Source organism: Microbacterium sp. DMC48 (assembly GCF_056313825.1).
This window is the reverse complement of the sequence record NZ_JBQUZN010000004.1, coordinates 716,121-740,574: the sequence shown is the minus strand read 5'-3', so window position 1 is coordinate 740,574 and position 24,454 is coordinate 716,121. Positions and strand designations below refer to the sequence as shown.

The 24,454-nt window shown below is 69.6% G+C and carries 31 protein-coding genes; 15 read left to right on the top strand and 16 right to left on the bottom strand.

Annotated elements, in window-relative coordinates; translation table 11 throughout:
• Nucleotides 1-17 precede the first annotated feature (17 nt).
• The 3 genes from ACT53O_RS08885 to ACT53O_RS08875 all read right to left on the bottom strand — a co-directional run bounded on the left by ACT53O_RS08885 (nucleotide 18) and on the right by ACT53O_RS08875 (nucleotide 3,235).
• On the bottom strand, nucleotides 18-776 hold the full coding sequence (locus ACT53O_RS08885; protein ID WP_476151911.1) for an AbiTii domain-containing protein: 759 nt from the start codon (nucleotides 774-776) through the stop codon (nucleotides 18-20).
• A 654-nt stretch (nucleotides 777-1,430) separates the two neighbouring features.
• Nucleotides 1,431-1,847, bottom strand: coding sequence for an organic hydroperoxide resistance protein (locus ACT53O_RS08880; protein WP_476151909.1), 417 nt, complete (start codon nucleotides 1,845-1,847; stop codon nucleotides 1,431-1,433).
• Nucleotides 1,844-3,235, bottom strand: coding sequence for an MFS transporter (locus ACT53O_RS08875; RefSeq protein WP_476151907.1), 1,392 nt, complete (start codon nucleotides 3,233-3,235; stop codon nucleotides 1,844-1,846). The genes ACT53O_RS08880 and ACT53O_RS08875 overlap by 4 nt, the downstream gene beginning before the upstream one ends.
• Before the next feature lie 78 nt (nucleotides 3,236-3,313).
• Between ACT53O_RS08875 and ACT53O_RS08870 the strand changes: the two genes are divergently transcribed.
• On the top strand, nucleotides 3,314-3,892 hold the full coding sequence (locus ACT53O_RS08870; RefSeq protein ID WP_476151905.1) for a helix-turn-helix domain-containing protein: 579 nt from the start codon (nucleotides 3,314-3,316) through the stop codon (nucleotides 3,890-3,892).
• Between the two features lie 27 nt (nucleotides 3,893-3,919).
• Here the strand turns inward: ACT53O_RS08870 and ACT53O_RS08865 are convergent, their stop codons facing one another.
• The gene (locus ACT53O_RS08865; protein ID WP_476151903.1) at nucleotides 3,920-4,318 is read right to left on the bottom strand and encodes an ester cyclase; all 399 of its coding nucleotides are present in this window, start codon (nucleotides 4,316-4,318) and stop codon (nucleotides 3,920-3,922) included.
• A 59-nt stretch (nucleotides 4,319-4,377) separates the two neighbouring features.
• Entirely contained in the window at nucleotides 4,378-5,157 is a 780-nt protein-coding gene (locus tag ACT53O_RS08860; protein ID WP_036315860.1) for an SDR family NAD(P)-dependent oxidoreductase, read from the bottom strand.
• Between the two features lie 55 nt (nucleotides 5,158-5,212).
• Here ACT53O_RS08860 and ACT53O_RS08855 point away from each other — a divergent pair, with 55 nt between their 5' ends.
• The 4 genes from ACT53O_RS08855 (at nucleotide 5,213) to ACT53O_RS08840 (ending at nucleotide 9,448) form a co-directional block, all read left to right on the top strand.
• On the top strand, nucleotides 5,213-5,917 hold the full coding sequence (locus ACT53O_RS08855) for a TetR family transcriptional regulator (RefSeq protein WP_476151901.1): 705 nt from the start codon (nucleotides 5,213-5,215) through the stop codon (nucleotides 5,915-5,917).
• Between the two features lie 237 nt (nucleotides 5,918-6,154).
• Nucleotides 6,155-6,928 (top strand): dienelactone hydrolase family protein, encoded by a 774-nt coding sequence (locus ACT53O_RS08850; RefSeq protein WP_476151899.1) that lies wholly within the window; start codon nucleotides 6,155-6,157, stop codon nucleotides 6,926-6,928.
• A gap of 115 nt (nucleotides 6,929-7,043) precedes the next feature.
• A complete protein-coding gene (locus tag ACT53O_RS08845; RefSeq protein ID WP_476151897.1) occupies nucleotides 7,044-7,643 on the top strand; it encodes a TetR/AcrR family transcriptional regulator in 600 nt (199 codons plus the stop codon).
• On the top strand, nucleotides 7,640-9,448 hold the full coding sequence (locus tag ACT53O_RS08840) for an alpha/beta fold hydrolase (RefSeq protein ID WP_476151895.1): 1,809 nt from the start codon (nucleotides 7,640-7,642) through the stop codon (nucleotides 9,446-9,448). The genes ACT53O_RS08845 and ACT53O_RS08840 overlap by 4 nt, the downstream gene beginning before the upstream one ends.
• Before the next feature lie 28 nt (nucleotides 9,449-9,476).
• Here ACT53O_RS08840 and ACT53O_RS08835 read toward each other — a convergent pair whose 3' ends face one another.
• Together ACT53O_RS08835 and ACT53O_RS08830 are read right to left on the bottom strand one after the other, a co-directional pair.
• Nucleotides 9,477-10,370, bottom strand: a complete 894-nt coding sequence (locus tag ACT53O_RS08835; RefSeq protein WP_476151893.1) for a VOC family protein — start codon at nucleotides 10,368-10,370, stop codon at nucleotides 9,477-9,479.
• A gap of 31 nt (nucleotides 10,371-10,401) precedes the next feature.
• The gene (locus ACT53O_RS08830) at nucleotides 10,402-10,980 is read right to left on the bottom strand and encodes an NADPH-dependent F420 reductase (RefSeq protein WP_476151891.1); all 579 of its coding nucleotides are present in this window, start codon (nucleotides 10,978-10,980) and stop codon (nucleotides 10,402-10,404) included.
• An 81-nt stretch (nucleotides 10,981-11,061) separates the two neighbouring features.
• Between ACT53O_RS08830 and ACT53O_RS08825 the strand changes: the two genes are divergently transcribed.
• Nucleotides 11,062-11,610, top strand: coding sequence for a MarR family winged helix-turn-helix transcriptional regulator (locus ACT53O_RS08825; RefSeq protein WP_476151889.1), 549 nt, complete (start codon nucleotides 11,062-11,064; stop codon nucleotides 11,608-11,610).
• Complete coding sequence (locus tag ACT53O_RS08820) at nucleotides 11,607-12,542, top strand: NAD(P)-dependent oxidoreductase (protein ID WP_476151887.1); 936 nt, start codon at nucleotides 11,607-11,609, stop codon at nucleotides 12,540-12,542. Before ACT53O_RS08825 ends, ACT53O_RS08820 begins: the two co-directional genes overlap by 4 nt.
• Here ACT53O_RS08820 and ACT53O_RS08815 read toward each other — a convergent pair.
• Nucleotides 12,531-13,241, bottom strand: coding sequence for a TetR/AcrR family transcriptional regulator (locus ACT53O_RS08815; RefSeq protein WP_476151885.1), 711 nt, complete (start codon nucleotides 13,239-13,241; stop codon nucleotides 12,531-12,533). The genes ACT53O_RS08820 and ACT53O_RS08815 overlap by 12 nt on opposite strands.
• A 98-nt stretch (nucleotides 13,242-13,339) precedes the next feature.
• Between ACT53O_RS08815 and ACT53O_RS08810 the strand changes: the two genes are divergently transcribed.
• Both ACT53O_RS08810 and ACT53O_RS08805 read left to right on the top strand, forming a co-directional pair.
• On the top strand, nucleotides 13,340-14,176 hold the full coding sequence (locus ACT53O_RS08810) for an SDR family oxidoreductase (protein WP_476151883.1): 837 nt from the start codon (nucleotides 13,340-13,342) through the stop codon (nucleotides 14,174-14,176).
• 91 nt (nucleotides 14,177-14,267) lie between these two features.
• Nucleotides 14,268-14,750, top strand: a complete 483-nt coding sequence (locus ACT53O_RS08805; RefSeq protein WP_135949344.1) for a GNAT family N-acetyltransferase — start codon at nucleotides 14,268-14,270, stop codon at nucleotides 14,748-14,750.
• Between the two features lie 31 nt (nucleotides 14,751-14,781).
• Here the strand turns inward: ACT53O_RS08805 and ACT53O_RS08800 are convergent, their stop codons facing one another.
• The 5 genes from ACT53O_RS08800 to ACT53O_RS08780 form a co-directional block, all read right to left on the bottom strand.
• On the bottom strand, nucleotides 14,782-15,390 hold the full coding sequence (locus ACT53O_RS08800) for an HD domain-containing protein (RefSeq protein ID WP_347417156.1): 609 nt from the start codon (nucleotides 15,388-15,390) through the stop codon (nucleotides 14,782-14,784).
• A gap of 93 nt (nucleotides 15,391-15,483) precedes the next feature.
• Entirely contained in the window at nucleotides 15,484-16,071 is a 588-nt protein-coding gene (locus tag ACT53O_RS08795) for a Sec-independent protein translocase subunit TatA/TatB (RefSeq protein ID WP_204359867.1), read from the bottom strand.
• A complete protein-coding gene (tatC, locus tag ACT53O_RS08790) occupies nucleotides 16,059-16,856 on the bottom strand; it encodes a twin-arginine translocase subunit TatC (protein ID WP_343234082.1) in 798 nt (265 codons plus the stop codon). Before tatC ends, ACT53O_RS08795 begins: the two co-directional genes overlap by 13 nt.
• Nucleotides 16,853-17,116 carry a twin-arginine translocase TatA/TatE family subunit gene (locus ACT53O_RS08785; protein WP_112931691.1) on the bottom strand — a complete coding sequence of 88 codons (264 nt, stop codon included), beginning with the start codon at nucleotides 17,114-17,116 and terminating at the stop codon, nucleotides 16,853-16,855. Before ACT53O_RS08785 ends, tatC begins: the two co-directional genes overlap by 4 nt.
• Nucleotides 17,117-17,144: 28 nt before the next feature.
• Entirely contained in the window at nucleotides 17,145-18,113 is a 969-nt protein-coding gene (locus ACT53O_RS08780; RefSeq protein ID WP_112931690.1) for an intradiol ring-cleavage dioxygenase, read from the bottom strand.
• A 222-nt stretch (nucleotides 18,114-18,335) separates the two neighbouring features.
• On the opposite strand from ACT53O_RS08780, the gene msrB reads away from it, so the two are divergent.
• The 6 genes from msrB to ACT53O_RS08750 all read left to right on the top strand — a co-directional run bounded on the left by msrB (nucleotide 18,336) and on the right by ACT53O_RS08750 (nucleotide 22,087).
• Entirely contained in the window at nucleotides 18,336-18,824 is a 489-nt protein-coding gene (gene msrB, locus ACT53O_RS08775) for a peptide-methionine (R)-S-oxide reductase MsrB (protein WP_476151879.1), read from the top strand.
• Complete coding sequence (gene msrA / locus ACT53O_RS08770) at nucleotides 18,821-19,369, top strand: peptide-methionine (S)-S-oxide reductase MsrA (RefSeq protein ID WP_135949341.1); 549 nt, start codon at nucleotides 18,821-18,823, stop codon at nucleotides 19,367-19,369. Before msrB ends, msrA begins: the two co-directional genes overlap by 4 nt.
• 63 nt (nucleotides 19,370-19,432) lie before the next feature.
• Nucleotides 19,433-19,897, top strand: coding sequence for a hypothetical protein (locus ACT53O_RS08765; protein ID WP_036321690.1), 465 nt, complete (start codon nucleotides 19,433-19,435; stop codon nucleotides 19,895-19,897).
• 131 nt (nucleotides 19,898-20,028) lie between these two features.
• Nucleotides 20,029-20,451, top strand: a complete 423-nt coding sequence (locus ACT53O_RS08760) for a hypothetical protein (RefSeq protein WP_036321705.1) — start codon at nucleotides 20,029-20,031, stop codon at nucleotides 20,449-20,451.
• Between the two features lie 45 nt (nucleotides 20,452-20,496).
• Nucleotides 20,497-20,886, top strand: coding sequence for a hypothetical protein (locus ACT53O_RS08755; protein ID WP_112931687.1), 390 nt, complete (start codon nucleotides 20,497-20,499; stop codon nucleotides 20,884-20,886).
• A gap of 4 nt (nucleotides 20,887-20,890) precedes the next feature.
• Entirely contained in the window at nucleotides 20,891-22,087 is a 1,197-nt protein-coding gene (locus ACT53O_RS08750; protein WP_476151875.1) for a cation:proton antiporter, read from the top strand.
• Here the strand turns inward: ACT53O_RS08750 and ACT53O_RS08745 are convergent.
• From ACT53O_RS08745 to nrdI, 3 genes are all read right to left on the bottom strand, one after another.
• Entirely contained in the window at nucleotides 22,068-22,460 is a 393-nt protein-coding gene (locus ACT53O_RS08745; RefSeq protein ID WP_036321710.1) for an HsmA family protein, read from the bottom strand. The two genes, ACT53O_RS08750 and ACT53O_RS08745, sit on opposite strands and share 20 nt — an antisense overlap.
• A gap of 23 nt (nucleotides 22,461-22,483) precedes the next feature.
• Nucleotides 22,484-23,830 (bottom strand): flavin monoamine oxidase family protein, encoded by a 1,347-nt coding sequence (locus tag ACT53O_RS08740; protein ID WP_476151873.1) that lies wholly within the window; start codon nucleotides 23,828-23,830, stop codon nucleotides 22,484-22,486.
• A gap of 68 nt (nucleotides 23,831-23,898) precedes the next feature.
• Nucleotides 23,899-24,339: a class Ib ribonucleoside-diphosphate reductase assembly flavoprotein NrdI gene (gene nrdI / locus ACT53O_RS08735; protein WP_036321720.1), complete on the bottom strand. Its 441-nt coding sequence runs from the start codon at nucleotides 24,337-24,339 to the stop codon at nucleotides 23,899-23,901.
• Nucleotides 24,340-24,454: the final 115 nt, after the last annotated feature.

The following is a 24,454-nucleotide window of genomic DNA, read 5'->3' as shown; positions in this document are numbered from 1 at the left end:
GCTTCCTCTCGATTACCTCACCAGATCGGCAGTTGGAGTGCCGCGATGACCGTTCCTGCGATCGTGGCGAGTCCAACGGCCGCTGCACCGACGAGCTTTGCTCGCGTCCAGAAGCGCGGCTTCGCTTCTTCGGGGGCAGCAGTGATCGTGCTGCCGTCCGCGGCTTGTGCGATGCTCACGCGGTTCCCGCGCCCGTTGATGACGAAGTTCACGGCGTTGGCGGCCTGCGTTGGGGTTGGTAGATTCTGGCCCTGTGGGGTTGCGGAGCGCAGCTCGGCGATGAGTTCAGCCAAGCGAGTGCGAATCTGGTCGAGCACGCCTGCGAGCGCGATAGTGCTGACGCTCCAGTAGAGCGCAGTGATGTGGCCGTTCATCTCCCGGGTGCCGTTCATATAGGTGACGAGGTCGGGAGCACCCGGTGGCTGGAGCTTGACCATTCTGTCGGTTCGATGCTGATCCACCATGCTGTGGATCTCGCTCACACCCATTCGAAGTGGAACTTGTTCGCTGAGTTCATCACGAGCGAAGTCGGGAATGTCCATCGAGCCGATTGTCTCGTGACGCACGATCCCGCCTGGAACGGCACCGTCGATCTGCAGCGGAGCGGACACAGTGCGGTACAGGGGCAGCTCCGCGTCCCGCCCGTAGCCGCGTAGCTCTAGCGAAGCCCAGTTGCGAAGCTCGGGCGAGCCCGCGTTTCCGCCGAGCAGTATGAGCTTGCGGAGGAGGGTGTCTAGGGGCTTCTCATCGAGGAGGTCGCGCTCGATTTGCGCCATGAGATCTGCTGGCCGTTTGCCCACAGCCAAATTATCTCCCCCACCGCCGACACCCCGGAGCAACCACGACGATGCCGAAGGGGACCAACGGGGACCAGAATCGTCTCGTTCCTACATGTCGATGCGCCCGGCTCGACGGGCTGTCCGTGCGACGCGGGGGAGAAGCGTAAGAACCACTTGTCCAGGTCAAGCCCGCTGACTACGCGAAGGTCGTGTGGGCTGGGATTTCTGACCATCGGCGCCCTAGCGGAGCTCCTTCTCAGGCTCGCGCGCCTTCGGGTGGGGGGACCAACTGGGGACCAGAATCATGCAATCCATGCATCTCGTGACGTTCTCTGGATGAATTGAGACCCGGATTCACGCGGTTTTTCGTTCTGACGACGCCCTCTGGACGCCTGGGGGTCAAGGGAAGGGGTCGCAGGTTCAAACCATTGGACGAGGTGAGCCTCATAGAGGTCGACGAAGAACCTCCCGCAGTGATGCGGGAGGTTCTTCTCATTTCCGGCGTGACGGGCTCGGCATCGCGACCACTAACCTCGGCTGCCGTGACAGCTGTTGTCGACTTCTTCAAGAAGCGCCGACAGGCGAGGCTCCCGCCCATTCCCTGCTGGCGCCTCGTATCGTTGCCGAGCGGGTGCGCCTGTGGGGCGCCGCTCAGGCGACCTTGAGCGTGACATCCAGGTTGTTTCGGGTCGCGTGGGAGTACGGGCAGATCTGGTGTGCGGCGTCGACGAGCTCGCGGGCCTGGTCGGCGGGGATGCCGGGTAGCACAGCGGTGAGGGCGGCGGCGAGTCGGTAGGCGCCGTCGGTGTCGGCTCCGATGCTGACGCGGGCGGTGACGCTGGTGTCGTGAAGGGAGACCTTGCGCATGCGTGCGGCGAGCTGGAGGGAGCCGTGGAAGCAGGCCGCGTAGCCGGCGGCGAAGAGGATCTCTGGGTTGGCTGCTCCACCAGGGCCTCCCATCTCGACGGCGATGCGCATGTCGATGTCGAGGGTGCCGTCGGGGGTATCGACGTGGCCGGAGCGGCCGTCTCCGTGAGCGGTGGCCTCGGCGGTGTAAAGGATATTCACGGTTGTTCCTTTCGTGGGGTGGTCTGGGCGCGGGGCTGGAGGGAGCGGGATGGAAGCAGAGATGTGGCGGCGGCGATCGCGGCGAGCAGTGCGGCGATGAGGAAGGTGGTCTGCGCGGCATCCAATGAGCCGTTCGCTCCCGTGTCCGACCCGGCGGCGAGTGTGGCGTAAAGGGCTCCCATGGCGGAGGCGCCAGTGATGAGGCCGAGGTTGCGCGAGAGTCCAAGTGCGCCGGCGATGGCGCCGCGCTGCGTGGAGTCTGTAGCGCTGAGGGTGTGGGTGTTGTTGGCGGCGAGGAAGAGCTGATAGCCGGGCGTGAGGATGAAGAGGGCGCCGATGTAGCCGGCCACGCCCCACCAGTTGGGCACCGTGGCGAGGGCTGCCGCGCCGACGGTCAGGATGGTCAGGCTGACGGTGATCATGATGGGTGGTGAGGTGCGGTCGACGAGTCGCCCGGCGAGGACGCCGCTGATGGCAGAGGTCACGGGACCGACGGCCATGACGAGCCCGACGAGGGGGAGCGGTAGCTGCAGTCCATCGTGGAGGGCGTAGGGTCCGACGACGAGCGTGGTCATCATGACCGTGGCAACGAGGACGTTCGTGATCATGCCGGTCGTGATGGTCCGGTGGCGCAGCACCGCTGGGGGTAGGACGGGGGCGTCGGCGCGTCGCTCGACGGCGAGGAAGCCGATCAGAAGTGCTGCGGCGCCGACCAAGAGCGGTCCCGTCGGCCAGTTCGGCATCGGCGCGGTGAGCGCGAGGGCGTACGCGGCGATGCCCGCGCCGAGGAGGACGTTTCCGGTGGCGTCGAAGCGGTGGCGCGGACGAGTGATCGTTCGCGCTGAGGGGACCGTCAGGGCGAGGGGCAGTGCCGCCGCCCCGAGAAGGGCCATCATCCAGAAGGGCGATGTCCACCCGCCCCATCCGATGAGCGCGCCGCCGAGAGCTGGTCCGAGGGCGGTACCGACTGCGGAGGTGGTGCCGAGGAGCCCCATGATGCGCCCGGTGTGCCCGTCGGCAACGAGGTCCCTCGCGAGGGCGAGGGGCAGTGCCGTCATGACGGCCGCCCCGACCCCCTGGACGGTACGCGCGATGATGAGCGTCACGAGCGACGGGGCGAGAGCGCAGACCGCAGCGCCGACGGTGAAGAGGGCGATCCCCGCGAGCAGCACCCGGCGCCGACCCCACCGGTCACCTGCCGATCCGACGGCCACGCTCACCGAAGTGATCGCCAGCAGGTATGCGACGACGACCCACTGCACCTGACCTGGCGTCGCGGTGAACGCCGTGACGAGCGAGGGCAGCGCGACGTTCGCGGCGCTCGTACCCACCGAGGCCGTGAGTATGGCAAGAGCGAGGCCCGCGACGGCTCGCGATGGTGTGGACATGGACACAGCCTCGATTCACGAGTGCTGATACCGCAACAATTCTTGCCGAAACAGGGACGAGCGTGTTCGATGGTGTCCGTGGAGGCGACCGAAGGAGCGGATGTGCGCTCCGTGCTGGACCGTGTCGGACCGCGGTTGCAGGCGTTGCGTGAGGCGCGGGGATTGACGCTCGCGGACGTCTCGGAGCGGACGGGCGTCTCGTCGAGCACGCTCTCACGTCTGGAGAACGGGCAGCGTCGCGCCAGCCTGGAGGTGCTTCTGCCGCTCGCGCAGGTGTATCGCGTCCCGTTGGATGAACTGGTGGGTGCTCCGGAGACCGGCGATCCCCGGGTGCGGTTGCGTCCCCGGCGGGTGAACGGGCGCACGGTCGTGCCACTCGCTCATCAGCCCGGGATGCCGCAGGCTTGGAAGATCGTGGTCCCGCGCGGACACTCGGTTCCTCGGCTGAAAACGCACGAGGGCACGGAGTGGCTCTATGTTCTGACCGGGCGGATGCGGTTGATCGTAGGGGAGCGCGACCTCGTGCTGAAAGCTGGGGAGGTCGCCGAGTTCGACACGCGCCTGCCACATTGGTTCGGCAGCGATGGGGAGATTGATGCAGAGATCCTCAGCATCTTCGGCCCCCAAGGTGAACGCGTCCACGCTGGCCCTAGCTGAGCATCGGCTCCGTCGCGCTACGTGAAGTCAGCCGCCGAGTTGAGCGGCGATGCCGGCGGTGTCGATGAAGACGCGTTCGCCGATGACGCGGCCGTCGTCGGCGAAGGTGACGACGGCGATCATCTCGAGGGCGATCGTGCGGCCGGTGGGAGGGAAGTCGCCGTACGCACCGTCATGGGTGCCGTCGAAGCGGACGAGCATCGCGCCCGTGTCGCCTTCCTGTCCGAGCGGGGTGATGGTCGCGGTGAGGTCGCTGAACCCGCCGAAGAGAGCCTCCTCCCGCGCGCGCAGCGCGTCGAGCCCGGACTGGGGTCCCGTGAGGGGGGAGTCGTAGGCGGCGGGCTCGGCCCAGAGCGCGACCACGGCGGCGGGGTCATGCGCGTTGACGGCGGCGGCTGCGGCATCGGCGAAGTCGTGGATGTGCATGGGCGATCTCCTTCGATCGTTGGGGTGGTGGGATGCCGGGTACCCGCGTGCCCGGGCGTTCAGGGGCGGACGGAGCGTTCCGCGATGTTCAGCGCGAACCGTTCGGGCAGGCGCGGCGCGAGCCAGGAGACGAACGCGTTTCCGCGGCCGTCGACGACCGAGGGTCTGCCGCGGTGCAGTGCGCGCAGGGCGGTGTCGACGACCTGTTCGGGAGTCCGGCGGCTGCCGACGGATGCGGCGTCGCCCGCGGTGGCGAAGAACGCGGTGTCGGTCGCTCCGGGGCAGAGGGCGAGTACGTCGACGCCGGTGCCGCGGGTCTCGCGCCAGAGGGCGCGGGTGAAGGTGAGGACGTACGCCTTCGAGGCGGAGTAGACGGCCATGTGGGGCACCGGCTGGAATCCGGCGGTGCTCGCGACGTTGATGATCGCGCCGCGGCCTCGCGAGAGCATCGGCGGGAGAAGGAGTGCGGTGAGCGCTGTCAGGCTCCGCACGTTGACGGCGATCTGCGTGGTCGCCGAGCGCAGGGGCGTGGTGCCGAGGTCGCCATGGATGCCGAGGCCGGCGTTGTTGATCAGTGCGTCGACTGCGATCTGCTCAGCCTCCAGGCGTGCCAGAAGGGTTTCGGCGGCGTCCGGGGCGTCGAGGTCATGCGCGAGGACGGTGACGCTCGCGCCGTGCCGTGCGCGAAGGTCTGCGGCGATGTCTTCAAGCACGTCGGCCCGGCGCGCCACCAGAACGAGGTCGCTCCCGGCGGCGGCGAGTCGATGGGCGAACGAGCGCCCGATCCCAGAGGACGCTCCGGTGATGAGGGCGGTGGTTCCAGCGGCGATGGTGCGCACGATGCTCCTAATAAACAAACCAGTCGGTCTAATAAAATGCGACTATAGTACGAGCATGACCACTCGTCCACACCGCGATGACGACATCGTTCCGGCGCGCCGCGTCGGACGTCCCACGGGCCCGACCGCTCAGGGGGCTGCGTCGCGCGATGTGATCATCGATGCGGCGGCGGCCGTCTTCGCCCGTCTCGGCTACGACCGTGCCCGCATGGTGGACATCGTGGACGCGAGCGGGCTGTCGAAGGGCTCTGTCTACTTCCACTTCGACAGCAAAGAGGCTCTCGCAGTCGCGGTGCTCGAGGAACGACACCGCCGATGGATCGCCGACGTGGAGCGCATCCTCGCCCAGGCCGCGGAGGGCGAAGCCCGCGTTCGGCGGCTCCTGCCCGCGATGCTCTCACTCCATGACGAGGACTCTGATGCCTGGGTGATCTCACGCCTCACCCAGAGCCTCGCAGGCGTCCCATCCACCCGTGATCTCGCCGCGGCGATGACACAGCGGTGGATCGACGTCGTCGCGGGCTTTATCCGCGACGACGGTCTCGTCGCCGACCTTGACCCGCCCCTCGATCCCGACGCGCTCGCCACCGTGCTCGTCGGCGCCTTCGACGGCCTCAAGATGACCGTCGACGTCCTGAGCTCCGGTGACCGTGACGCGGCCGGTCGCCTTCTGGCCGAGCGTGGCGCGCTTCTGGAGCGAATGCTCTTTCAGACCGTTGGGCTCACTGAGCGTCAAGAGACGAGCCCGCTGCGGGCTTGACGGCGCTTCGACGACGGCGAGCTGGGTGAGACGAAGTCGAGTCGTTAGCAGTGCGGCGCGAGGCATCCCATCTGACTTCATCCCGTCCAACCGCGGCTGCCGAGTGGGCCAAGCAGGCTCTCGTGGCAGGAGGCCCTCGTCCGAACCTGCGCTGCGTCACGGTGCACGCGGCGGAAGGTACGTCCCTAACAAGAAGGGTTACGATCGCCTGCGTGCGGCCGAAAAGAGGAGCACCACATGACCACCTACGCTCAGAACCTCACCGAGATCCTCGACCGTGAGGCGCTTCCCGCGGGCGGAATTATCTCCGGCGACGTCGACTACGCCGCGGACGGTCTCGTTTTTCGCGGGTACCACGCCCGTCCCGCCGCGGACGGCCCCTACCCGGGCGTTCTCGTCGTGCACGATTGGCTCGGCGTGACCGATTATGTCCGCATGCGCTGCGACATGCTGGCCCGGCTCGGCTACTCGGCATTCGCTGCGGATGTCTACGGGGCGGACGTTCGACCCGCCCCTCAGGATGCCGCGGCCGTCGCCGGTGGCTTCTATCGGGATCGCGCGCTGTGGCGCCGACGCCTCACGGTCGCGTTCGATCGACTGCTCGCCGAGCCGTCCGTCGACCCGGCGCGCACCGCGGCCATCGGCTACTGCTTCGGGGGCACCTCTGTGATGGAACTGGCCCGCACCGGCGCCGCCGTCGACGCCGTCGTGAGCTTCCACGGCGGCCTGCTCACCGGTCCCGAGGGTGAGGCGGCACGAATCGGGGCGAAGGTGCTCGTCCTGCACGGGGCGGCCGACCCGGTCGCCCCCGACGAGGCGCTGCTCGCGTTCGAGAACGACCTGCGGACGGCTCCCCACATCGACTGGCAGATCGTCACGTACGCCAACGCGATGCACGCCTTCACGCTCCCCGACGCGAATGCGCCCGAGCAGGGCGCCCTGTTCGACGCCACCGCCGAGCGTCGCAGCTGGACGGCGATGAAGACGTTCCTGAGCGAGGTCTTCGCCTGAGGTCACCTGTTGACCTTGCTCCGACGCGGTCGGCCCCATCGACGTTGCGGGTGTACCCGTACCCGTCGGAGTGTCACATTTCGCAAAAATATGTAGACCGGTCTATTGTGAGCGTATGACTTCCAAGGGCGACCTGACGAGATCGCGGCTCTCTGCGTCGATGCTCGAACTGATCCAGACCAGCGGCTACAGCGGCACAGGGTTGAACGCGGTGATCGACCATGCCGGCGCCCCGAAGGGCTCGGTCTACTTCCACTTTCCCGACGGCAAGGAGGGGCTCGGGGTGGCCGCGGTCGATCTCGCCGCTGCTCAGTTCGCCCAGCTGATCGCCGAGGCTGCGGCATCCGCCGGCGGCGCGGCGGCGGCGGTGCGAGCCGCCGTGGAGGCGCTGACGGCGATCGTGAGTGACAGTGACTACCGGCTCGGGTGCCCGGTGTCGGTGGTCACTTTGGAGATGGGAGCCGAGAGTCAGCGACTGCGGAACGCGTGCGCCGCCGCCTTCGAATCATGGATCGCCCCGACCGCCGCGCTGCTCGAAGCCGAGGGTCTGGATGCGGCACCTGCGCGGTCGCTCGCGACCGTCGTCGTATCGACCATCGAGGGGGCGGTCATCCTCTCGCGCGCGACGCGCAGCCCTCAGCCGTTGACCTCGGCCGCCGACGTTCTCGCCGAGCTCATCGACGTGCGGTGCCAGAAGGTCGGAGGGGCACAATGACGGCGTCCGACGTGTCCCGCCATGCGCTCGTCTTCGGGGCATCCGGCCTTGTCGGCCGCCACCTGGTCCTCGCCCTCGCCCGCGCGGGTGCCGAGGTGACGGCAGCGGTCCGCAGTGCCGAGTCCGCAGAGCGCGTCGAACGGTGGCTGCGGGGTCGCGGCCTGACGCGCGGCATTCAGACGATCATCGTCGACGTCGAGGCGCCGGAGATCGTCCGGGGTGGCCCCTCGGCCGTGTCGACCGTGACCGAGATCCACAACTGCGCGGGGGTGTACCGCTTCGGGATGTCGCCGAACGAGGCCCGCAGCGCGAACGTCGGGATCGTCGCGCGGGTCATCGAGTTGGCGGCCGCCCTGCCCCGGCTGCAGCGAGTCGTCCACATCTCCGGGTACCGCGTGGGCGGTCAAGATCCCGCGACGATCCCGTGGCCCGACGAGCACCGCGCCGCGATGTACCGAAAGCTCGGCGCCTACGAAGCGTCGAAAGTGGAATCCGACGCCGTGTTCCAGGCCCGCGCGAACGAGCACGGCATTGCCTGGACGATCGTCAACCCCTCGAGCGTCATCGGTGACAGCGTGACGGGGGAGTCGGACCAGCACATCGGCCTCGCGGCCACCATCGAACAGCTCTGGAACGGCACAGCGACGGCGCTGCCGGGGAACGAGACCACCTTTCTGCCCGTCGTCACCGTCGACTATCTGGCGGCCTTCATGGCGGCCGCTGCGGTCGATCCGGATGCCGAGGGTCGTGCCTACTGGATCCTCGACGACGCCACGCCGCCGCTCGCCGATCTGCTGGCCCACGTCGGCCGTCACATCGGCGCGAAGGTTCCGCGCCTGCGCATTCCCGTCGGCGTCATCTCGCGGTTGCCGTCGTGGATCACGAAGGCGGATCCCGAGACGCTGAGCTTCATGTCGTCCGATCGCTATCCGACCGGGTCGGCCGTCGAGTTCGCACACCGCCACCACCTCGAGATGCCCGATGCCCGGGTGTCGCTCGAGCGGTGGGCCGACCATCTGGTGGCGCATCGCTTCGGCGCAGCGCCAGCGGATCGCCGGAGGGTCGTGGAGAGGGGCGGCGTGCGGACGCTGGAGATCGGTCCGTCGGACGCCGACCGCTTGATCTTTCCCGGCCTGCCGGTGAACGCCGACACGTGGGCCCCGGTGGCGGTCGGCAGTGGCGCACGCGTCGTCGACCTGCCCGGGCTCGGGCTGAGCGGCGGAACGGGGATCGACGACTGGGACCGGTGGCTGCCCGCGGTCATCGGGGAGGCGCCGATCGATCTCATCGGACATTCCCTCGGGGCGGCGGCAGCCGTCGTCGCGGCGGACCGCTTTCCGGAGCGGGTGCGATCGCTGACGCTGGTGGCGCCGTTCTTCCTCCAGCCGCGCGCGGGTGTCGCGGTGCGACTGCGTCCCCTCGTGACGGCCTTCTTGCGCCGTGCCAGTCCCGTGCGGCTGTCACGCCGGCTCACCGGCGCAGAGTCGAGCGCCTCCGCTCTCGCTTCGAGCGTCAGCGACCTCCGGGATCGGACCGCGAAGGCTGTGGCCCAACACGTGGCGCGTACGACATCGCCACAGTGGCGAGCCGAGATGCGGGATGCCGCCGCGCGGTTTCGTGGCCCGGTGCGCATCATCACGGGCACCGGCGACCCGCTCACCGCGGATGCTGTCGCTCAATTCCGATCTCTTCCGAACGTCGAGCTGGTGGCGATTGCCGGGGCCGGTCATCACCCCCAGCTGACCCATCAGACGGATATCGCCGGCCTGCTCGCGACGCCCATCCGGCTGGCGGCACCGCGCTGAGGTGGCGTCGAGACGTCACGCGACGGTCTCAGCCCAGCAGGTCATCTGCGGTCGCAGCGGTCGCAGCGACCGTCACCTGCGTGCCCCACGGATCGCTGACGCGTACGGCGCGACCGTCGTCGGAGAACGGGATGCCGCGGCTGGACAGCCGCTCCGCGAGCGCATCGAGGTCTTCGCGCGCCGGCACCGAGACGGCGACATCCCCGAGCCCCAGGCTCGCCGCGCGTGGGCCCGCGCCCGCGGAATGCCACGTGTTCATGGCGATGTGGTGGTGGTACCCGCCGGCCGACGCGAACAGGGCCCCGGGAACCCCCGTGGCGGTCGACTCGAATCCCAGCGCGTCGACGTAGAACGCCCGCGCCGCCGCGACGTCGCCGACCTGAAGGTGCACGTGTCCGACGCGTCCGGCGTGCTGCGCCGCGGCATCCAGGGCCTCCTGCGTGAGGTGCTGCTGGAGGTACGCGCGCGGATCGAGGTACTCCGTCGTCATGAAGATCTCACCGTCGTCGTACTTCCACTGGCTGCGCGGTCGATCCCGGTACAGCTCGATGCCGTTGCCCTCGGGGTCGGTGAAGTAGAACGCCTCGCTGACGAAGTGATCGCTCGATCCGGCGAACCGGCTCGTCGGGTTCTGTGCGGCGCGATAGACGGTCGCCGCCAGGCTCGCCTCATCGTCGAAGAGAAAGGCGGTGTGGTACAGGCCCGCCTGTCGGGGATCGACACCCGGCAGGTCGGGTGTGTGCACCAGCTTCACCATCGGTACCGTTCCGCGCCCCAGCACGCGGTGCACCTCACGTCCCTGCGTACGCTCCTCGAGGGGAGTGAGCGCCAGCGCCCCTGCGTAGTACGACGACATCGTCTCGAGGTCGCCGACACGGAGGGTGACGGCGTCCATCGTCGTCGCGGGGTTGAGCGTGTCCATGGGGATCTCCACGTCTGGGTGTCGAATGCGGTCAGCGGGCGACGGCGAAGCCGCCGGTCCAGGAGATCTTCTCGCTCGCGGCGAGGGTGAGCTGCAAGAAGCCGATGGCCTCGAGCTCGTGCGCGCGCGACAGGGAGCCGGCGTCGATCGCGCTCACTCCACCGGCCTCGACGGCGGCGGCGAGCGCCTGCTTGGCGGTGGCGTCATCGCCGGCGATGAGCACGGTGGTGGGAAGGCCCCCGATGGTCTTGCCGACGAGGGTGCCGGCGAACGTCGTGTTGAACGCCTTGAGCACGTGGGCATTCGGGAGCTTCGCCTGGATCTCGGCCGCGGCCGAGCTGCCGACCGGGACGGTCAGCGAATCGAAGGTCTCGAAGTCGAGCGGGTTGCTGATGTCGACGACGGTCTTGCCGTCGAACCGGTCGCCGTACGCGGCGATGATGCCCGCAACGGCGGGGTAGGGCACGGCGAGCACGACCACGTCGCCCGACAGTTCGGCGGTGCCGACCTGGTCCTTCGCGATGTACGTGACGCTGCTGCCGCCGTCGGCGAGAACGCCGCCGATCGCGTTGGCCATGGTGCCGGTGCCGATGATGCTGAACGCAGTCATGATGTCTCCTTTGGTTGTACCTACAAGCAAAACGATAGCCTCAATCCGTTGTAGATACAACTAATGCGGTAGATTGCTTCCATGACCGGCTCGGCACTCACCCACGCTCAGCGTGTCGCCGTGGCGCGCCTGCACGCTCTGCTCGAACTGCTCCCGACCGCGCTCGACAAAGAGCTCGCCCGCGCGGGCATCACGTCTTTCGAGTTCACCCTGCTCGAAGCGCTCTACGAAGCCGACGACCACCGCCTGCGCCTGAGCGCCCTCGCCTCGCGCACCAACGCGACCCTCGCCCGGCTCTCGCGCGTCGTCACGAGCCTGGAGCGCAAAGATCTCGTGCTGCGCGCGCCCTGCGAACAGGACGGCCGGGCGACGAACGCCGTGCTCACCGCGGCCGGCGAGGCGGTCTACCTCGACAGTGCGGCTCTCTACGCAGATGCCGTGAAGCGCATGGTCCTCGACGGCCTCGACGACGACGGCGTCGACCAGCTGGCGGCACTGTCGCTCGGCATCCTGAGCACCCTCGACCCCGAGAAGCGGCTCGCGATCACCGCCGATGGCGGCATCACCTGTACCGCCGACCCCGCCGCGACGGAGAGCGCGGTCCACCCGCGCAGCGGAGGAATCGGATGACTGCTCGCAGCATCGGTTTCATCGGCCTCGGCATCATGGGGGTACCCATGGCCACCCATCTCGTGCGGGCGGGGTTCGACGTCGTCGTGTGGGCGCGATCGGCCGGTCCCGCGGACGAGCTCGCCGCCCGGGGTGCGCGCGTCGCCACGGACGTTGCGGGCGTGTTCGCGGAGGCTGAGACGGTCATCCTGATGCTCCGCGACGAGGCGGCGGTCGACGCGGTGCTCGGCCGGGGAACCGACGCCTTCGCGCACCTCGTCGCCGACCGCACGATCGTGCAGATGGGGACGTTCACGACTGCGTTCTCGCAGGAGCTCGCGCGCGAGGTGCGATCCGCCGCCGGGCGCTATGTCGAGGCGCCGGTTTCGGGGTCCCGGGGCCCGGCGATCGAGGGCACGCTGGTCGGGATGCTCGCGGGAGAGGCGGATGCCGTCGCCCACGTCGAACTGGTCGTCGCCGCCATGTGCGGGCAGGTGTTCCGATGCGGCGCGATCCCCGCGGCGCTGTCGATGAAGCTGGCGGTGAACACCTTTCTCATCACGATGGTCACGGGTCTGGCAGAGACCTTCCACTTCGCCGAACGCGCCGGCGTCGACGCGAACATTCTGCGCGACGTGCTCGACGCCGGACCCATGGCGTCGGTCGTATCGCGGGGCAAGGCGCAGAAGCTGACCGAGGGCGACCTGACGGCGCAGGCGGCGATCGCCGACGTGCTCAAGAACGCGCGGCTCGCCGAGGCTGCGGCGGACGCGGCTGGCTCCGCCCACCCGCTCATCACGGCCAGCCGCGATCTCTACGAGAGCGCGGTCGTCGAGGGCAGGGGAGCGCTCGACATGATCGGCGTGATCGGTGCTCTTGAGGCGCGCGCCGACGGACGCGCGCCCGCTGACGCCGGAGCGGCTCCTCGTGTCATCCCGCCGTCAGCGCTGTGACGGCCGCTGACGAGGGTGACCGGTGGACGACACGTGCACCAGGCCGCCGAGGATGACCTCGATCGCGAAGTCGCGTCGTGAGCGCTCATCGGCGTCTGTCAACGCGGTCGCGAGTGCCGACACGCGAGGGAACTGCTGCGTGTCTGCGTTCGCGTAGGCCGACGTGGCCTCGGTGCGCTGATGGTCGGCGCGCATCAGGCGCCGTCGCCCGGTGCCCTCGACTGCCGTGGCTGCCGCGAACTGCGCAATGACGTCGACTGCCAACGCGGCGGTCTTGGGCTCCACACCGCCGATCTCCATCAGAGCGAGTTCGTGCTCGGCCAGTCGCAGCGCCCCCGGATGGGTGGGAATGGGCCCCAGCGCCACCGCGCCCAAGCCGGGGTAGCTCTCGAGCGTGGTGATCGTGTTGGTGATGGTGGCGGCCAGGGCGGGCCGCCAGTCTCCGTCCACGGCTGGCACCAGTGGCACGCGGCCGTAGGCGTCGTCGAGCGCGTGTTCGAGAAGCACGTCGCGATTCTCGAAGTACGCATAGAGCGATGCCGCTCCGGTATCCACGGCCTTCGCGACGTCGCGCAACGACACCGCCTCGACGCCGCGTTCGCGGATGAGTGCCATCGTCGCCTCGAGGATCGACCGCCGCGACAACGGGGCTTTCGCGGGTCGGGTCCGCCGGGAGGTGGGTTCCGCGCGTGAGGACATGTCTTGAGAGTAGCGACTTGACGCGATCACTGTTCTAGACGAACATTGTTCGCGAACAGTGTTCGCAATGTGCGAGCCGATCAGGAGAAGAGGTCGCCATGACGGTCGTGGTTTTCGGTGCCAGCGGCGCGGTCGGGGGAGCGGTGCTCGCCGGCCTGCGCGAGCGTGGGGTCGATGTGCGGGCGACGAGCCGTCGCCCCGACGCGCTCGTGGTGCCGCCCGGGGTGCCGGTGGCTGCCGCCGACCTGAACGATCCGCGCTCGCTCGGTGCTGCCCTGTCGGGAGCGGAGCGGGTCTTCCTCTACGCGGATGTCGACGACCCTGAGGCGGTGGCTCTCGAGGTCGCGGCGTCGGGGGTGCGTCATGTCGTGCTGCTGTCGTCCTCATCCGTCACATCTCCGGATGCGAGCAGTGACTTCAACGCCTCGAGGTTCCTGCGCGTCGAGCGGGCGGTCCGCGAATCGGGCGTCGACTACACCTTCGTGCGTCCGGGCGGGTTCGCGAGCAACGCCGCGCGCTGGAGGTGGGGCATCGCGTCGGACGGCGCGGTCGCCTTTCCCTACCCGGATGCGGTGCAGGCGCCGATTCACGAGGCTGATATCGCGGATGTCGCCGTCGCGGCGCTGACCACCGACGCCTTGATCGGTGGCGCCCCCGTGCTCTCCGGCCCCGCGCGACTCAGCCTGCGCGAGCAGGTCGCCGTCATCGGCGCTGAGATCGGGCGGGACCTGGTCGTCGTCGAGCAGACGGAAGAAGAAGCGGCTGCGATGTTGTCCCCGCACGTGCCGGAGCCGTGGGTCCGTCAGATCATCAAGGACTGGCGCGAGGCCGTCGGTGCGGTGCCGGACATCTCCGACGAGTACACGCGCATCACCGGTCGCCCTGCGCGATCCTTCCGCACGTGGGTCCGCGACAATGTGGACCTCTTCCGCTGAGCCCAGCCGCTCGCCGTCGTGCGGTGACGCCATCGGCCAGAATGTTCTTCTGAGCGTGCGACCGCCGCTCTGCGGCTGACGAAAGGCCTCCATGCCCTGGGCTCTCCAGCACACTCCGTTCGACGACCCCGACGCCGACCTCCTGCGACGCGCCCAGCGCGAAGAGCTCGACGCACGCTACGGCTCCGACGACCACGAGCCGGGTGTGGCACCGTCAGCCGCCGACGTGCCGGTCTTCATCGTGGCGCGGGACGAGGAGGGGACACCGGTCGCCTGCGGCGGGCTTCGCCTGCTGCCGGATGATGTTCTCGGTCCGGGCGTCGTCGAGATCAAGCGCATGTACGCGGCGCCCTCGGTTCGCGGCACCGGTGTCGCCAGGGCGGTGCTGCGCGAGTTGGAGGAGCAAGCTCGTCTCCTCGGTGCCCGACGTCTCGTGCTGGAGACCGGTACGGCGCAGCCCGACGCGATCCGTTTCTACCAGCGCGAGGGCTACGCGCCCATCCCGCTGTTCGGTTCGTATGCCGGGTCGGAGGTGTCGGTCTGCTTCGGCCGTGACCTGCTCGTCCCGCGCTGACCGATCCGCACCCTCTGGCGCGGGCCTGTGGTCAGATCGACAGTCGCTCCAGTGGATTGTCCGCGAGCTTCTCGATGACGCCACCGTCGACGAGTCGTCGTGCCGCGGTGTCGGGCTTGCGCGCGGCCTGATCGATCACGCACGCCCCGAACTCCGCGGCCAGCGTGCCGCGCGGGTAGACCGAGAGCACCTCGCGTCGGAACGCCTCGGGAAGCGCCTCGGGGCGTGCGCCCGAGATGTCGAGACCGGTCGCGACCTCCAAGAGATAGCCCTCGGCATCGATCGCCGGATCGACCCGCGGCCAGTTGTGGCGCACGATCACCTCGAGCACGCGTTCGCGCCGTTCCACCGGCCACCCCGCCCCGGCGGTGAGGGCGACACCGACGTGACCGCCGGCGTGCTCGTACGAGATCGTGTGGTTGTCGAACGCGGTCACCGTGCCGATGTCGTGGAGCACGGCGGCGACGTAGAGGAGCTCGTGGTCCACCTCGCCGAGACCGTCGATGCGCGCGAACGCCTCGGCCCAGAGCCAGGACCGCAGCGCGTGCGCCGTGATCGCAGGCGACTGGTACTGGCGGGCGAGTTCGAGTGCTCCGCGCGCAGCCAACGTGTCGGGTGCGCGGAAATCAGTGAGGTGCATTGATCCAGTCTCCCGACACCGACGCGCAGGGCGTATGCTGCCGCCCGCCGAGCCTCGTCGTATTCCTGCCAGACTCCGCACCGCCGAACGTCGTCAGGTGTCGGAGGTCGAGAGGACCGGGGCCTGCGACGCCGCGTGCGCGGTAGCCGAGCCCGATTCTGATGCCGACGCCGTGATGGCCTCATCGGGCTCGCGCAGCGGCTGGGCGGCGAGGCGCGCCGGATGACCGTCGGGAAGCTCGTCGATGGCGACGCGCACCGGGTGCGCCGATCCGCCGATGACGAGGTAGCGCTGGCCGGGCCTGATGCGGAGGAGCTCTTCGTCCGAGAGCTGCACGGCGAGCGCTGGCGCCGGGAGCTCGAGTTCGGTCGGAGGCCCGCTCACAGGGCGCTCGGCGGAACTCGGAGCCGAGACGGCGGCATCGCCGGGCGTGGGTGAGACCTCCAGCGCCTCGCGGATGATCGTCCTCGGGTCGTACTGGCGCGGATCGAGGGCGCGCCACTGCGCCGCGCTGACACCCGTCTCCGTCTCGATGCGGGCGCTCGCCGCGTCTACGTGCGAGCGCAGGGCGCGCACGAACGCGGCGAACCGGCGCGTATACGCCGGCAGTCGCGTCGGGCCGAGCAGCACCGTGGCGATGAGGAGGACGACGAGGAGCTTCTCAAACGTCAGCCCGAACATGCGAGGGCTCCTTCGCGGCGGGGGCGTGACGGGGTGATCGCTCGCCCGGCCCTGCGGCGATCGGCGATCGATGTGACCAGCACCGCCGCGCCGTACAGCATCGACATGGGAGCGGCGACCAGGAACATCGACAGCACGTCGGCGGCGGGGGTGACCACCGCACTGAACACGGCGATGGTGACGACGGCGATGCGCCACTGACGACGGATGGTGCGCGCCGACAGGGCACCGAGAGTGTTGAGCAGGACGAGCAGAACCGGAAGGACGAACGCCACTCCGAAGGCGACGACCAGCTTGAGGACGAAGTCGACGTAGTACCCGGCATTGAGGATCGAACTGTCCTGGTCGGAGGCGAAACCGGCGAGAACCTCCACCATGTGCGGGAACAGCAGCACGCCGAACGCGCTCCCCGCCGCGAACAGCACGATGGCGCACGCGGCAGAGGAGAACGTGTACCGGCGCTCGCGCCGCGTGAGCCCGGGGGAGACGTACGCGAACAGTTCGAACAGCCACACCGGGCTCGACAGAACGATGCCCGAGAACAGTGCGATCTTCACCCTGAGGTCGAACGCGCCCGTGATGCTGTCGTAGTTGAGGCTCGCGTCGCGTGACTGGGCGATCTGCTCGATGGGGGCGCGCAGGATGGCGAGGATCTGCTCGGAGAGCAGGAAGCCCGCCGCGATGCCGATCGCCAGAGCCACCGCCGCGCGGGTCGAACGCGTGCGGGCTTCGCGGGCGTGAGCCGCGAGCGGCATCGCGCCGCGCGCGGCGGTGGCGGCGGTCACGACGCGCGCTCCGGCATTGCGCGCGCGGGCACCGGCGCGGTCGGCGCGGCGGGTGCGGATAAGAGGGTGTGCGGCTCTGCGGCGGCGACGTCCGTCGGCGCGGCGGGCACCGTGCCGGCCTCTGCCGCGGTCTCATTCTTCAGAATGCGCACCGACTGCCCGATGCTGCGGGCGAGGGCGGGCAGTTTTGCGGCTCCGAAGAGGAGGACGACGACGGCAAGGATGATGAGGGCGTGCCAGCCCGTCAGATTCTGCAGCATGATTTCTTTCCTTCGGTGGGGTGAGAGGTCACGGGCGGCTGCCGCCACCGGGCGACGAGACCGTGGCCTGGGTGCTCGCGTCGATAGCGACCGAGAGCGATCCGACGTACCCCGAACCGGTGTCGCCGGAGAAGGTGCCCATCTCGAGCTCGTAGCCGTCGGAGAACACGTTGTCGTTGTCCAGGCTGCCGATATCGGCGAGGTTCGCCGACGATCCCGGATAGCTGCTCAGCGCATACACCGCGTCGAGCATCTCCTGGGGGAAGGCCACCTGTGACGTCGCGATCTGGTTCTCCACGTTCGTCGCCGAGGCGGCATCCGGGTAGACCTCGAAGTGGATGTGCGTCCACCGGCCGCGGTAGCAGCCGGGCACGATGGTGGAGAAGGTGACCTGGCCGCTCGCGTCGGCGACCTGGATGCCGCGGAGGTAGGTTTCGTCGACGATGGCGTCCGAATACATCGAGTACAGGCCCTGCGCATCGCAGTGCCAGACGTAGATCGCCGCGCCGGCGTAGGGCGCGTTGCCGTTCGCGAGGTCGCTGAGCGTGAACGTGAACGTGAGCGGCACTCCCTCTGCCGTGGCGCCGCCGTCAAGACTGGAGCGGATGTCGCCGCGCACGATGCCCGACTCGCTCAGCACGTTCACCCCGCCGGTTCCGTCGGCAGGGTAGGGGCCGTTCGTTTCCTGGTTGATCTCCGCCGTGGCGTAGGTCGCCGACGACGTGGCTGAGGGGGAGGGGGAGCTCGAGGGCGTCGTGCTCGCAGTCGTCGTCGCGGTGGATGTCGTCGGGCTGGCCGCGCTCTGCGCGCTGCAGGCCGCCAGGGTGGCGGCCCCGGCGCCGAGGCCGACCAGCGCGAGGACGTTGCGGCGGCTGACGAGAGTGCGCATGTCGAAGCCGGCGCCTTGGTCGACCACCTCGTCGTCGGGGCGGTCCAGCAGGCGACCTTCGAAGGCCGGACCGTCGGGCGTCTGGTCGGGTTCGGGGATGCGGTTCATGTCGTTCTCCTCAGGAGTGCGGTCGAGATGTTCCGAGTGTGGAAGCAACGCCTAAGCGCACCCCTCATCGATTCTTTGGGTTTCCTATGGGAGCTTCAGGGCCTCCCTTGGTCGGCCTCTCCAGAACTCACAGCCGCCGCCCAGCCTCACGGGACCAAATCGGGCGCATCCTCTGTTGCAACGAGTGATGCCGCAGCCAGCGGTATTCGCAGAGGAGACACCATGTCGAAGGACTACCGCAAGACTCCCGAGGCGCTCAGCCGCCTCACCGACCAGCAGTACGCCGTGACGCAGGACGAGGGCACCGAGCCGCCGTTCCGAAACGCGTACTGGAACCTGCACGACGACGGCATCTACGTCGATGTCGTCTCGGGCCAGCCCCTGTTCTCATCGACGGACAAGTTCGACAGCGGCACGGGATGGCCGAGCTTCACCCGCCCGATCGATCCGGATGCCGTGGTCACCACGACCGACCGCACGCTCTGGATGACGCGCACCGAGGTGCGCTCCTCCGGTGCCGACAGCCACCTTGGTCACGTCTTCGACGACGGCCCACGCGCCGAGGGTGGCCTGCGCTACTGCATGAACTCGGCATCGCTGCGCTTCGTGCCCGTCGATGAGCTCGCCGACCAGGGTTACGGTGATTATCTCGACCGATTCCCCACCGCCCCCACCACCGACCCGACGACCACCCAGGAGGATGCAGCATGACCAGCGGACCTAGCGACACCGGAGCCATCACCCAGCCGGCCGGCACCGAGACCGCGATCCTCGCGGGTGGCTGCTTCTGGGGGATGGAGGATCTGATCCGCCGCCAGCCCGGTGTGATCAGCACCCGCGTCGGGTACACGGGCGGCCAGAACGACCACGCGACCTACCGGCATCACCCGGGCCACGCCGAAGCGGTCGAGATCGTCTTCGATCCGGGTGTGACGACGTATCGCGACATCCTGGCGTTCTTCTTCCAGATCCACGACCCGTCGACGCTGAACCGCCAGGGCAACGACATCGGTACGAGCTACCGCTCGGCCATCTTCCCCGTCACGCCCGAGCAGGAGCGCGTCGCCCGTGACACGATCGCCGACGTCGACGCGTCCGGGCTGTGGCCGGCCCCGGCCGTCACGACGATCGAGCCCCTGGGTGCGTTCTGGGAGGCGGAGCCCGAGCACCAGGACTACCTGCTGCGCTATCCCAACGGCTACACGTGCCACTTCCCGCGTGCCGGCTGGGTCCTTCCGTCCCGCGCCGACGCCTGAGCGACGCGCGGGAGTACGCCCCGAAGCTGTGAGGCGCACATCTTCGGGGCGTACCGTCAGGTCATGAGTACACAGAGCACGACGAAGAGCCCGTCCCACAGCGCCGCCCTCGGCCTCGGATCGGTGCTGGCGGGCTCGCTGCCGTCCGCATTGATGACAGCGGACGCCCCGGCCCGCTACACCGTCGAGGCGGTGTTCACCCGTCGGCCGCAGCGCGAGGAGATCGCCGATCTGCTGAGCGACGAGACGCGCGAGATGCTGATCCGCAACGGATACCCCGTGGTCGAGCTGACGGTGTCCGATCGCCGCCTGGAGATCGCGAACACCAACCTCGAAGAGCTGCGCGACGGTCTCGGAACGGTGCTCGCCGACCGGCTCGCGGAGATCAGCGACCGCGCCGTCGAGCGCCGCGACGCGGCCGCCCTGCGCGACGAGAAGACGGCCGAGGGAGAGCGCGAGCGCGCCGCCGCCGTCGTGGCCCTCGCCGCGTCGGTCAGCTTCGAGCGCGCCGTGCCCGCTGCCGGATGATGCCGAACACGACGGTGCCGACGGTCCGATCGACCCGGGACTGAGGCGGTCAGCACTCCCACAGTCCGGTGTGAGACGGTGGACACATGCTCCACTGCGGTGATGGCATACCGACCCGAAAGGAAGGTGCCATGCCAGCGTGGTGGGAAGAAGTGCTCCATGTCGTGACCGGTCGTGTCAGCCGGCACGACGATCTCCCCGATCTGCGCGGGCTCGAGACGCGGCGGGTCGCTCTCGAGAAGACACATTTCCTCGTCAACGACCGTGAGCGTCGCGGTGAGGAGCGGCGCACCTACGTGATGCGCCACGTCGCCTCGACCCGGCACGACACGACCACGGTGGCCGTGACCTCCAACGGCCGCGGTGTCGGCTCGCTCCCGCGCGAGGTCGCCGCGTCCATCGCTCCGCTCCTGCGTCGAATCGGCGGCGCGGCGATCATCAACGGGGCCGGAGCGCGCCCCGGCAGCCTCCGGCTGTGGGTCGATCTGCCCACCTCCGCCGCCCTCGGCGACTTCGCGCTGCAGCGGGACGGGGCGGCCACGCAGGACTCGTGACGCGTCGCGCCGGGCGCCGGCCCCGCCGCGGAGCACAATGTCCTCATGGCCGACCCCATCTGGAAGAACGACCCCGACGAGCATGACTTCCCCGCGGCGGAGGACTACCTCCGCCTCGTCGCCGATCCCGAGCGGGCCCGTTCTCTCGTCGCGGCCCTGCGCACGCGGGCGACGGTGGTGAAGAAGGCGAAGGACATCCTGCGGGCGGCGAACCTGCCGCTGCTTCCGATCGACAACCCGCACGTCGCCGATGACCTCCGCAAGGTGCGCGCGGGCAAGCCGCTGTCGCCCGTGCTCATCGTCCACGGCGACCTCACGCGCGCGCTGCCCGCGCAGATCGCCGACGGCTATCACCGCGTCTGTGCCAGCTGGTACCTCGACGAGAACACGGAGATCCCGTGCCGCATCGTCGGGCCGGACGCCGCCGCAGCGTGAACGCATGAACCTGCAGACGCTCGCGCTGGTGGGTGCGGTCGCGCTGCTCGGTCCGCTGCTGTCCGCCGGCAGTCGGTGGCGCGTGCCGGTCGTGATCGGCGAGCTCGTCGCGGGCATGGTGATCGGCGTCTCCGGGCTGCACCTGGTCGACCCCACCGACCGCACGTTCAGCTTCCTCGCGACGCTCGGCTTCGGTCTCACGATGTTCGTCGCGGGCACCCACGTGCCGCTTCGCGACGCGCGCCTGCGCCCGGCGCTCGGCCGGGGCGCGCTGCAGGCCGTCGTGGTCGGCGTGGTCGCCGCCTTCGCCGGCTGGGGACTCGCGACGCTGTTCGACACGGGGCACGCCGCCGTCTACGCCGTGGTCATGGCGTCGTCCTCCGCCGCGCTCGTGCTGCCCGCCGTCCAGCAGACGCGTCTCGGAGGTGCGCCGCTGCTGGCGACCATCGCGCAGGTCGCGATCGCCGACACGGCCTGCATCGTCGCCCTGCCCCTCGCGATGGACCCGGAGCGTGCACCGGTCGCGGCCCTCGGCGCGCTCGGCATCGCCGCCGTGGCGCTGCTGCTGGCGCTGGGGCTGCGGTGGGGCGCGCGCGGCGACCGGTGGAAGCGCCTGCGCGAGACCAGCAAGACGCACGGGCTCGCGATCGAGCTGCGCGTCAGCCTCATCCTGGTCTGCGCACTCGGCGCCCTCGCCACCGTCTCGCACGTCTCCGTGCTGCTCGCCGGTTTCGCCGGCGGTCTGGCGGTCGCCAGCGCCGGGGAGCCGCGGCGACTCGCCCGACAGCTGTTCGCGGTGACGGAGGGCTTCCTCTCGCCCCTCTACTTCGTGTGGCTCGGCGCGTCGCTCTCGCTCGGCAGCCTCGTCGACGCGCCCGCGTACCTCTGGCTAGGAGTGCTGCTCGGGGCCGGTGCGCTCCTCGCGCACCTGTCCGGGGTGCTGCTGCGGCAGCGTCCGCTGTGGGCCGTGATCGCCGCCGCCCAACTCGGCGTCCCGATCGCCGCCGCCACGATCGGAGCCGAGACGGGAGCGCTCACCGCGGGGGAGCAGGCGGCGCTCGTGCTCGGGGCGATCCTGACGATCACGGCGCTGGCGGCATCCACCGCGGTCGCCTCCCGGCGCACGGCGGTTCGTGCCGAGGGTGCGGATGCCGCCGACGGCACGGATGCCGCGTCGAGCGTCAGCCCGCCATCGCGCTGACCGCGCCCGCGACGTAGGGGATCAGCCAGATCGCCCAGACGACGATGCTGAAGCGGTGGAACGCGCGCTTCTCGTTCTCGCGGCCCCGCACCAGCACGATGATCGCCCAGATCAGGTGGATCGCCATGAGGACGATCGCGGCGGTGCCGGTCCAGGCCATGAGGGTTCCCGCGGCCGTCTCGGCGACGCCGTCCGCGCGCCGGTCGGCCGCGATCTGCGTCATGAGCAGGGTGCCGGTGGTGTCGGCGGCGAGGCCGAGGGCGAACATGCCGGCGTGCCACCAGCGCAGCGTGCGCTGGATCCGCTCCGCCCAGACGCCGACGCTGTAGAAGACGAGGGCGGCGGTGATGATGACGATGGAAAGTGGAAGCATGCGGCCACTCTACGCCGAATCCTTCAGTTGTGTTGAAGGTTTTCGGGGGCGCGCCACAGCTGCTCGATCGGCACGCCCGTGCCGAGCACGTTCTGCGCGGCGCGGTGCCCCGAGCACAGCGCCGCCGTGACGGTCGCCGGGTCGTCGGTCCACGTCGCCTCGCCGGCCAGGTGCAGCACACCGCCGACCGGTGTGGCCAGGGTGTTGTGGTCGTCGGTCGTCGACCCGGGACGCATGTAGGCGTACGAGCCGCGCGCGTAGGGGTCGTCCTGCCATGCGGTGCGCTGGACGGCCACCGGATCGGGGACGTCGCTCCCGTACAGGTGTCGCAGCTGCGCCATCACGGAGGCGACGACCTCCGCATCCGGCTCGTGCCGCGTCGCGACCGCCGCCGGTCCGGCGGCGAAGGTCAGCAGCGTCGGCTCGCCGTGCAGCGCGGTCAGGTCGTACCAGGAGTGCCACCACCGCCCCTGGGGCCCCTGCTGGCGGACGGCGTACACGTCGGAGTCCCAGAACCGCTCCGGGAAGCGCAGGAACAGCTTCTCGAACGCGTTCATGCGCAGCCGGCCGAGCGCGCCGGCCACCGGCTCGGGCAGGGGCGGCTCGATCGCGAACGACGCCGATTGCAGCACGCCGACCGGCACGGTCACCACGACATCCCGGCTGGTGAACGCGCCCCGGTCGGTCGTCACCGTCACGCCGTCGGCGCCCCATCGCACGCGGGAGACGACGTGGGCGAGCCGGATGTCGAGCCCGCGCGCCAGGCCCGTGGCGAGGGCGTCGTAGCCGTCGGGGAAGACGACCTCGTCGCCGTCGATCTGGTCGTCGTCGAGGCCGTGGGCCGCGAGATCGCCGATCGCCGCGCCGTACTGCTCTTCGCTGCGGTGCGCCAGGTACTCGCGCACGCGCTCGGCCCGTTCCGCCTCCCAGCCCTGGGCGGCGAGGGCCGCCTCGGTCACGTCGCGGTAGGTGGCGTCGGGCGCGGATGCCGCGATCAGCGGCACCAGGGCGGCATCCACGGCACGGATGTCGGCCACGTACGCGGCCGCTTCGTCGGTGCTCAATCGCCGCCCGTCGGGGGAGTAGTGCGCGATCGGTCGACTGTCGGGCTGGTAGCCGCCGACCGTGAACTCCACGGTGCGCATGCCGAATGCGCTCGCCGCGGCGGCCACCGGGCTGTCGGTGATCCCGTGGATCCACGAGGCGCCCCGGTCGGTGACGCGCCCGTCGGACCGATCGGTCCAGACGCGGCCGCCGATGCGATCGCGCGCCTCGAGGACGACGGTGCGCCGTCCGGCATCCGTCAGCAGGCGCGCCGCGGCGAGCCCCGAGATCCCGGCACCGATGACGATCGAATCGAATGCGGCCACGGCGCGTCCCTTCCTCCCGGCGGCGCCTCCTTCGGCGTCGTAGGAGCGACGTTAGCGCGCGGGCCCGCTCATCCGGTGCTGCGCACGTCGTCGAGGGCCGCGTCGAGGGTCGCGAGGATCGCCGCGCACCGCTCGACGTCCTCGCGGGTACCCGAGAGCTCGAACTCGAAGAGCACCGGCCGTCCTGAGGTGTGCGAGAGCTGGCGCGCCGCCGCCTGGTAGTAGTCCCCGAAGTTGCGGTTGCCCGACCCGATGATCCCGACCATTCGTCGGCGCGTCATCGGCGAGCGCAGGAACGCGCGCACCCCGGCGGGCAGGGTCACCTCATCGGCATTGCCGGCCTTGTACGACGGCGTCAGCAGCACCCAGGGGCCGCTGGGCTCGCCGCGACGGACATCGGAGCGGGCCAGATTGAGCACCCGCCGGCCGTCGATCCGCGCGAGAGCCTCCGCGAACCGCCCGGTCAGGTTCGACGACGAGGAGTAGTAGTACACGGGGATCTTCCGCATGTCGCCAGTCTGATCGGATGTCGTCACGCGCGCTGGCCGCATCGGCGTGACAAACCCGGTTCGTCGGCACACTCGCCTGTGCACAGTGCACAAGGGGCAGGCGGTATTGGGCCGT

Excerpts from the sequence above, each read along its gene's own strand:
- ACT53O_RS08885 (WP_476151911.1), bottom strand. The coding sequence starts at position 776 with ATGGCGCAAATCGAGCGCGACCTCCTCGATGAGAAGCCCCTAGACACC.
- ACT53O_RS08875 (WP_476151907.1), bottom strand. The coding sequence starts at position 3,235 with ATGTCCACACCATCGCGAGCCGTCGCGGGCCTCGCTCTTGCCATACTC.
- ACT53O_RS08865 (WP_476151903.1), bottom strand. The coding sequence starts at position 4,318 with ATGCACATCCACGACTTCGCCGATGCCGCAGCCGCCGCCGTCAACGCG.
- ACT53O_RS08855 (WP_476151901.1), top strand. The coding sequence starts at position 5,213 with ATGACCACTCGTCCACACCGCGATGACGACATCGTTCCGGCGCGCCGC.
- ACT53O_RS08850 (WP_476151899.1), top strand. The coding sequence starts at position 6,155 with ATGACCACCTACGCTCAGAACCTCACCGAGATCCTCGACCGTGAGGCG.
- ACT53O_RS08845 (WP_476151897.1), top strand. The coding sequence starts at position 7,044 with ATGACTTCCAAGGGCGACCTGACGAGATCGCGGCTCTCTGCGTCGATG.
- ACT53O_RS08840 (WP_476151895.1), top strand. The coding sequence starts at position 7,640 with ATGACGGCGTCCGACGTGTCCCGCCATGCGCTCGTCTTCGGGGCATCC.
- ACT53O_RS08835 (WP_476151893.1), bottom strand. The coding sequence starts at position 10,370 with ATGGACACGCTCAACCCCGCGACGACGATGGACGCCGTCACCCTCCGT.
- ACT53O_RS08830 (WP_476151891.1), bottom strand. The coding sequence starts at position 10,980 with ATGACTGCGTTCAGCATCATCGGCACCGGCACCATGGCCAACGCGATC.
- ACT53O_RS08825 (WP_476151889.1), top strand. The coding sequence starts at position 11,062 with ATGACCGGCTCGGCACTCACCCACGCTCAGCGTGTCGCCGTGGCGCGC.
- ACT53O_RS08820 (WP_476151887.1), top strand. The coding sequence starts at position 11,607 with ATGACTGCTCGCAGCATCGGTTTCATCGGCCTCGGCATCATGGGGGTA.
- ACT53O_RS08815 (WP_476151885.1), bottom strand. The coding sequence starts at position 13,241 with ATGTCCTCACGCGCGGAACCCACCTCCCGGCGGACCCGACCCGCGAAA.
- ACT53O_RS08810 (WP_476151883.1), top strand. The coding sequence starts at position 13,340 with ATGACGGTCGTGGTTTTCGGTGCCAGCGGCGCGGTCGGGGGAGCGGTG.
- ACT53O_RS08805 (WP_135949344.1), top strand. The coding sequence starts at position 14,268 with ATGCCCTGGGCTCTCCAGCACACTCCGTTCGACGACCCCGACGCCGAC.
- ACT53O_RS08800 (WP_347417156.1), bottom strand. The coding sequence starts at position 15,390 with ATGCACCTCACTGATTTCCGCGCACCCGACACGTTGGCTGCGCGCGGA.
- ACT53O_RS08795 (WP_204359867.1), bottom strand. The coding sequence starts at position 16,071 with ATGTTCGGGCTGACGTTTGAGAAGCTCCTCGTCGTCCTCCTCATCGCC.
- ACT53O_RS08785 (WP_112931691.1), bottom strand. The coding sequence starts at position 17,116 with ATGCTGCAGAATCTGACGGGCTGGCACGCCCTCATCATCCTTGCCGTC.
- ACT53O_RS08780 (WP_112931690.1), bottom strand. The coding sequence starts at position 18,113 with ATGAACCGCATCCCCGAACCCGACCAGACGCCCGACGGTCCGGCCTTC.
- msrB (WP_476151879.1), top strand. The coding sequence starts at position 18,336 with ATGTCGAAGGACTACCGCAAGACTCCCGAGGCGCTCAGCCGCCTCACC.
- msrA (WP_135949341.1), top strand. The coding sequence starts at position 18,821 with ATGACCAGCGGACCTAGCGACACCGGAGCCATCACCCAGCCGGCCGGC.
- ACT53O_RS08765 (WP_036321690.1), top strand. The coding sequence starts at position 19,433 with ATGAGTACACAGAGCACGACGAAGAGCCCGTCCCACAGCGCCGCCCTC.
- ACT53O_RS08760 (WP_036321705.1), top strand. The coding sequence starts at position 20,029 with ATGCCAGCGTGGTGGGAAGAAGTGCTCCATGTCGTGACCGGTCGTGTC.
- ACT53O_RS08755 (WP_112931687.1), top strand. The coding sequence starts at position 20,497 with ATGGCCGACCCCATCTGGAAGAACGACCCCGACGAGCATGACTTCCCC.
- ACT53O_RS08750 (WP_476151875.1), top strand. The coding sequence starts at position 20,891 with ATGAACCTGCAGACGCTCGCGCTGGTGGGTGCGGTCGCGCTGCTCGGT.
- ACT53O_RS08745 (WP_036321710.1), bottom strand. The coding sequence starts at position 22,460 with ATGCTTCCACTTTCCATCGTCATCATCACCGCCGCCCTCGTCTTCTAC.
- nrdI (WP_036321720.1), bottom strand. The coding sequence starts at position 24,339 with ATGCGGAAGATCCCCGTGTACTACTACTCCTCGTCGTCGAACCTGACC.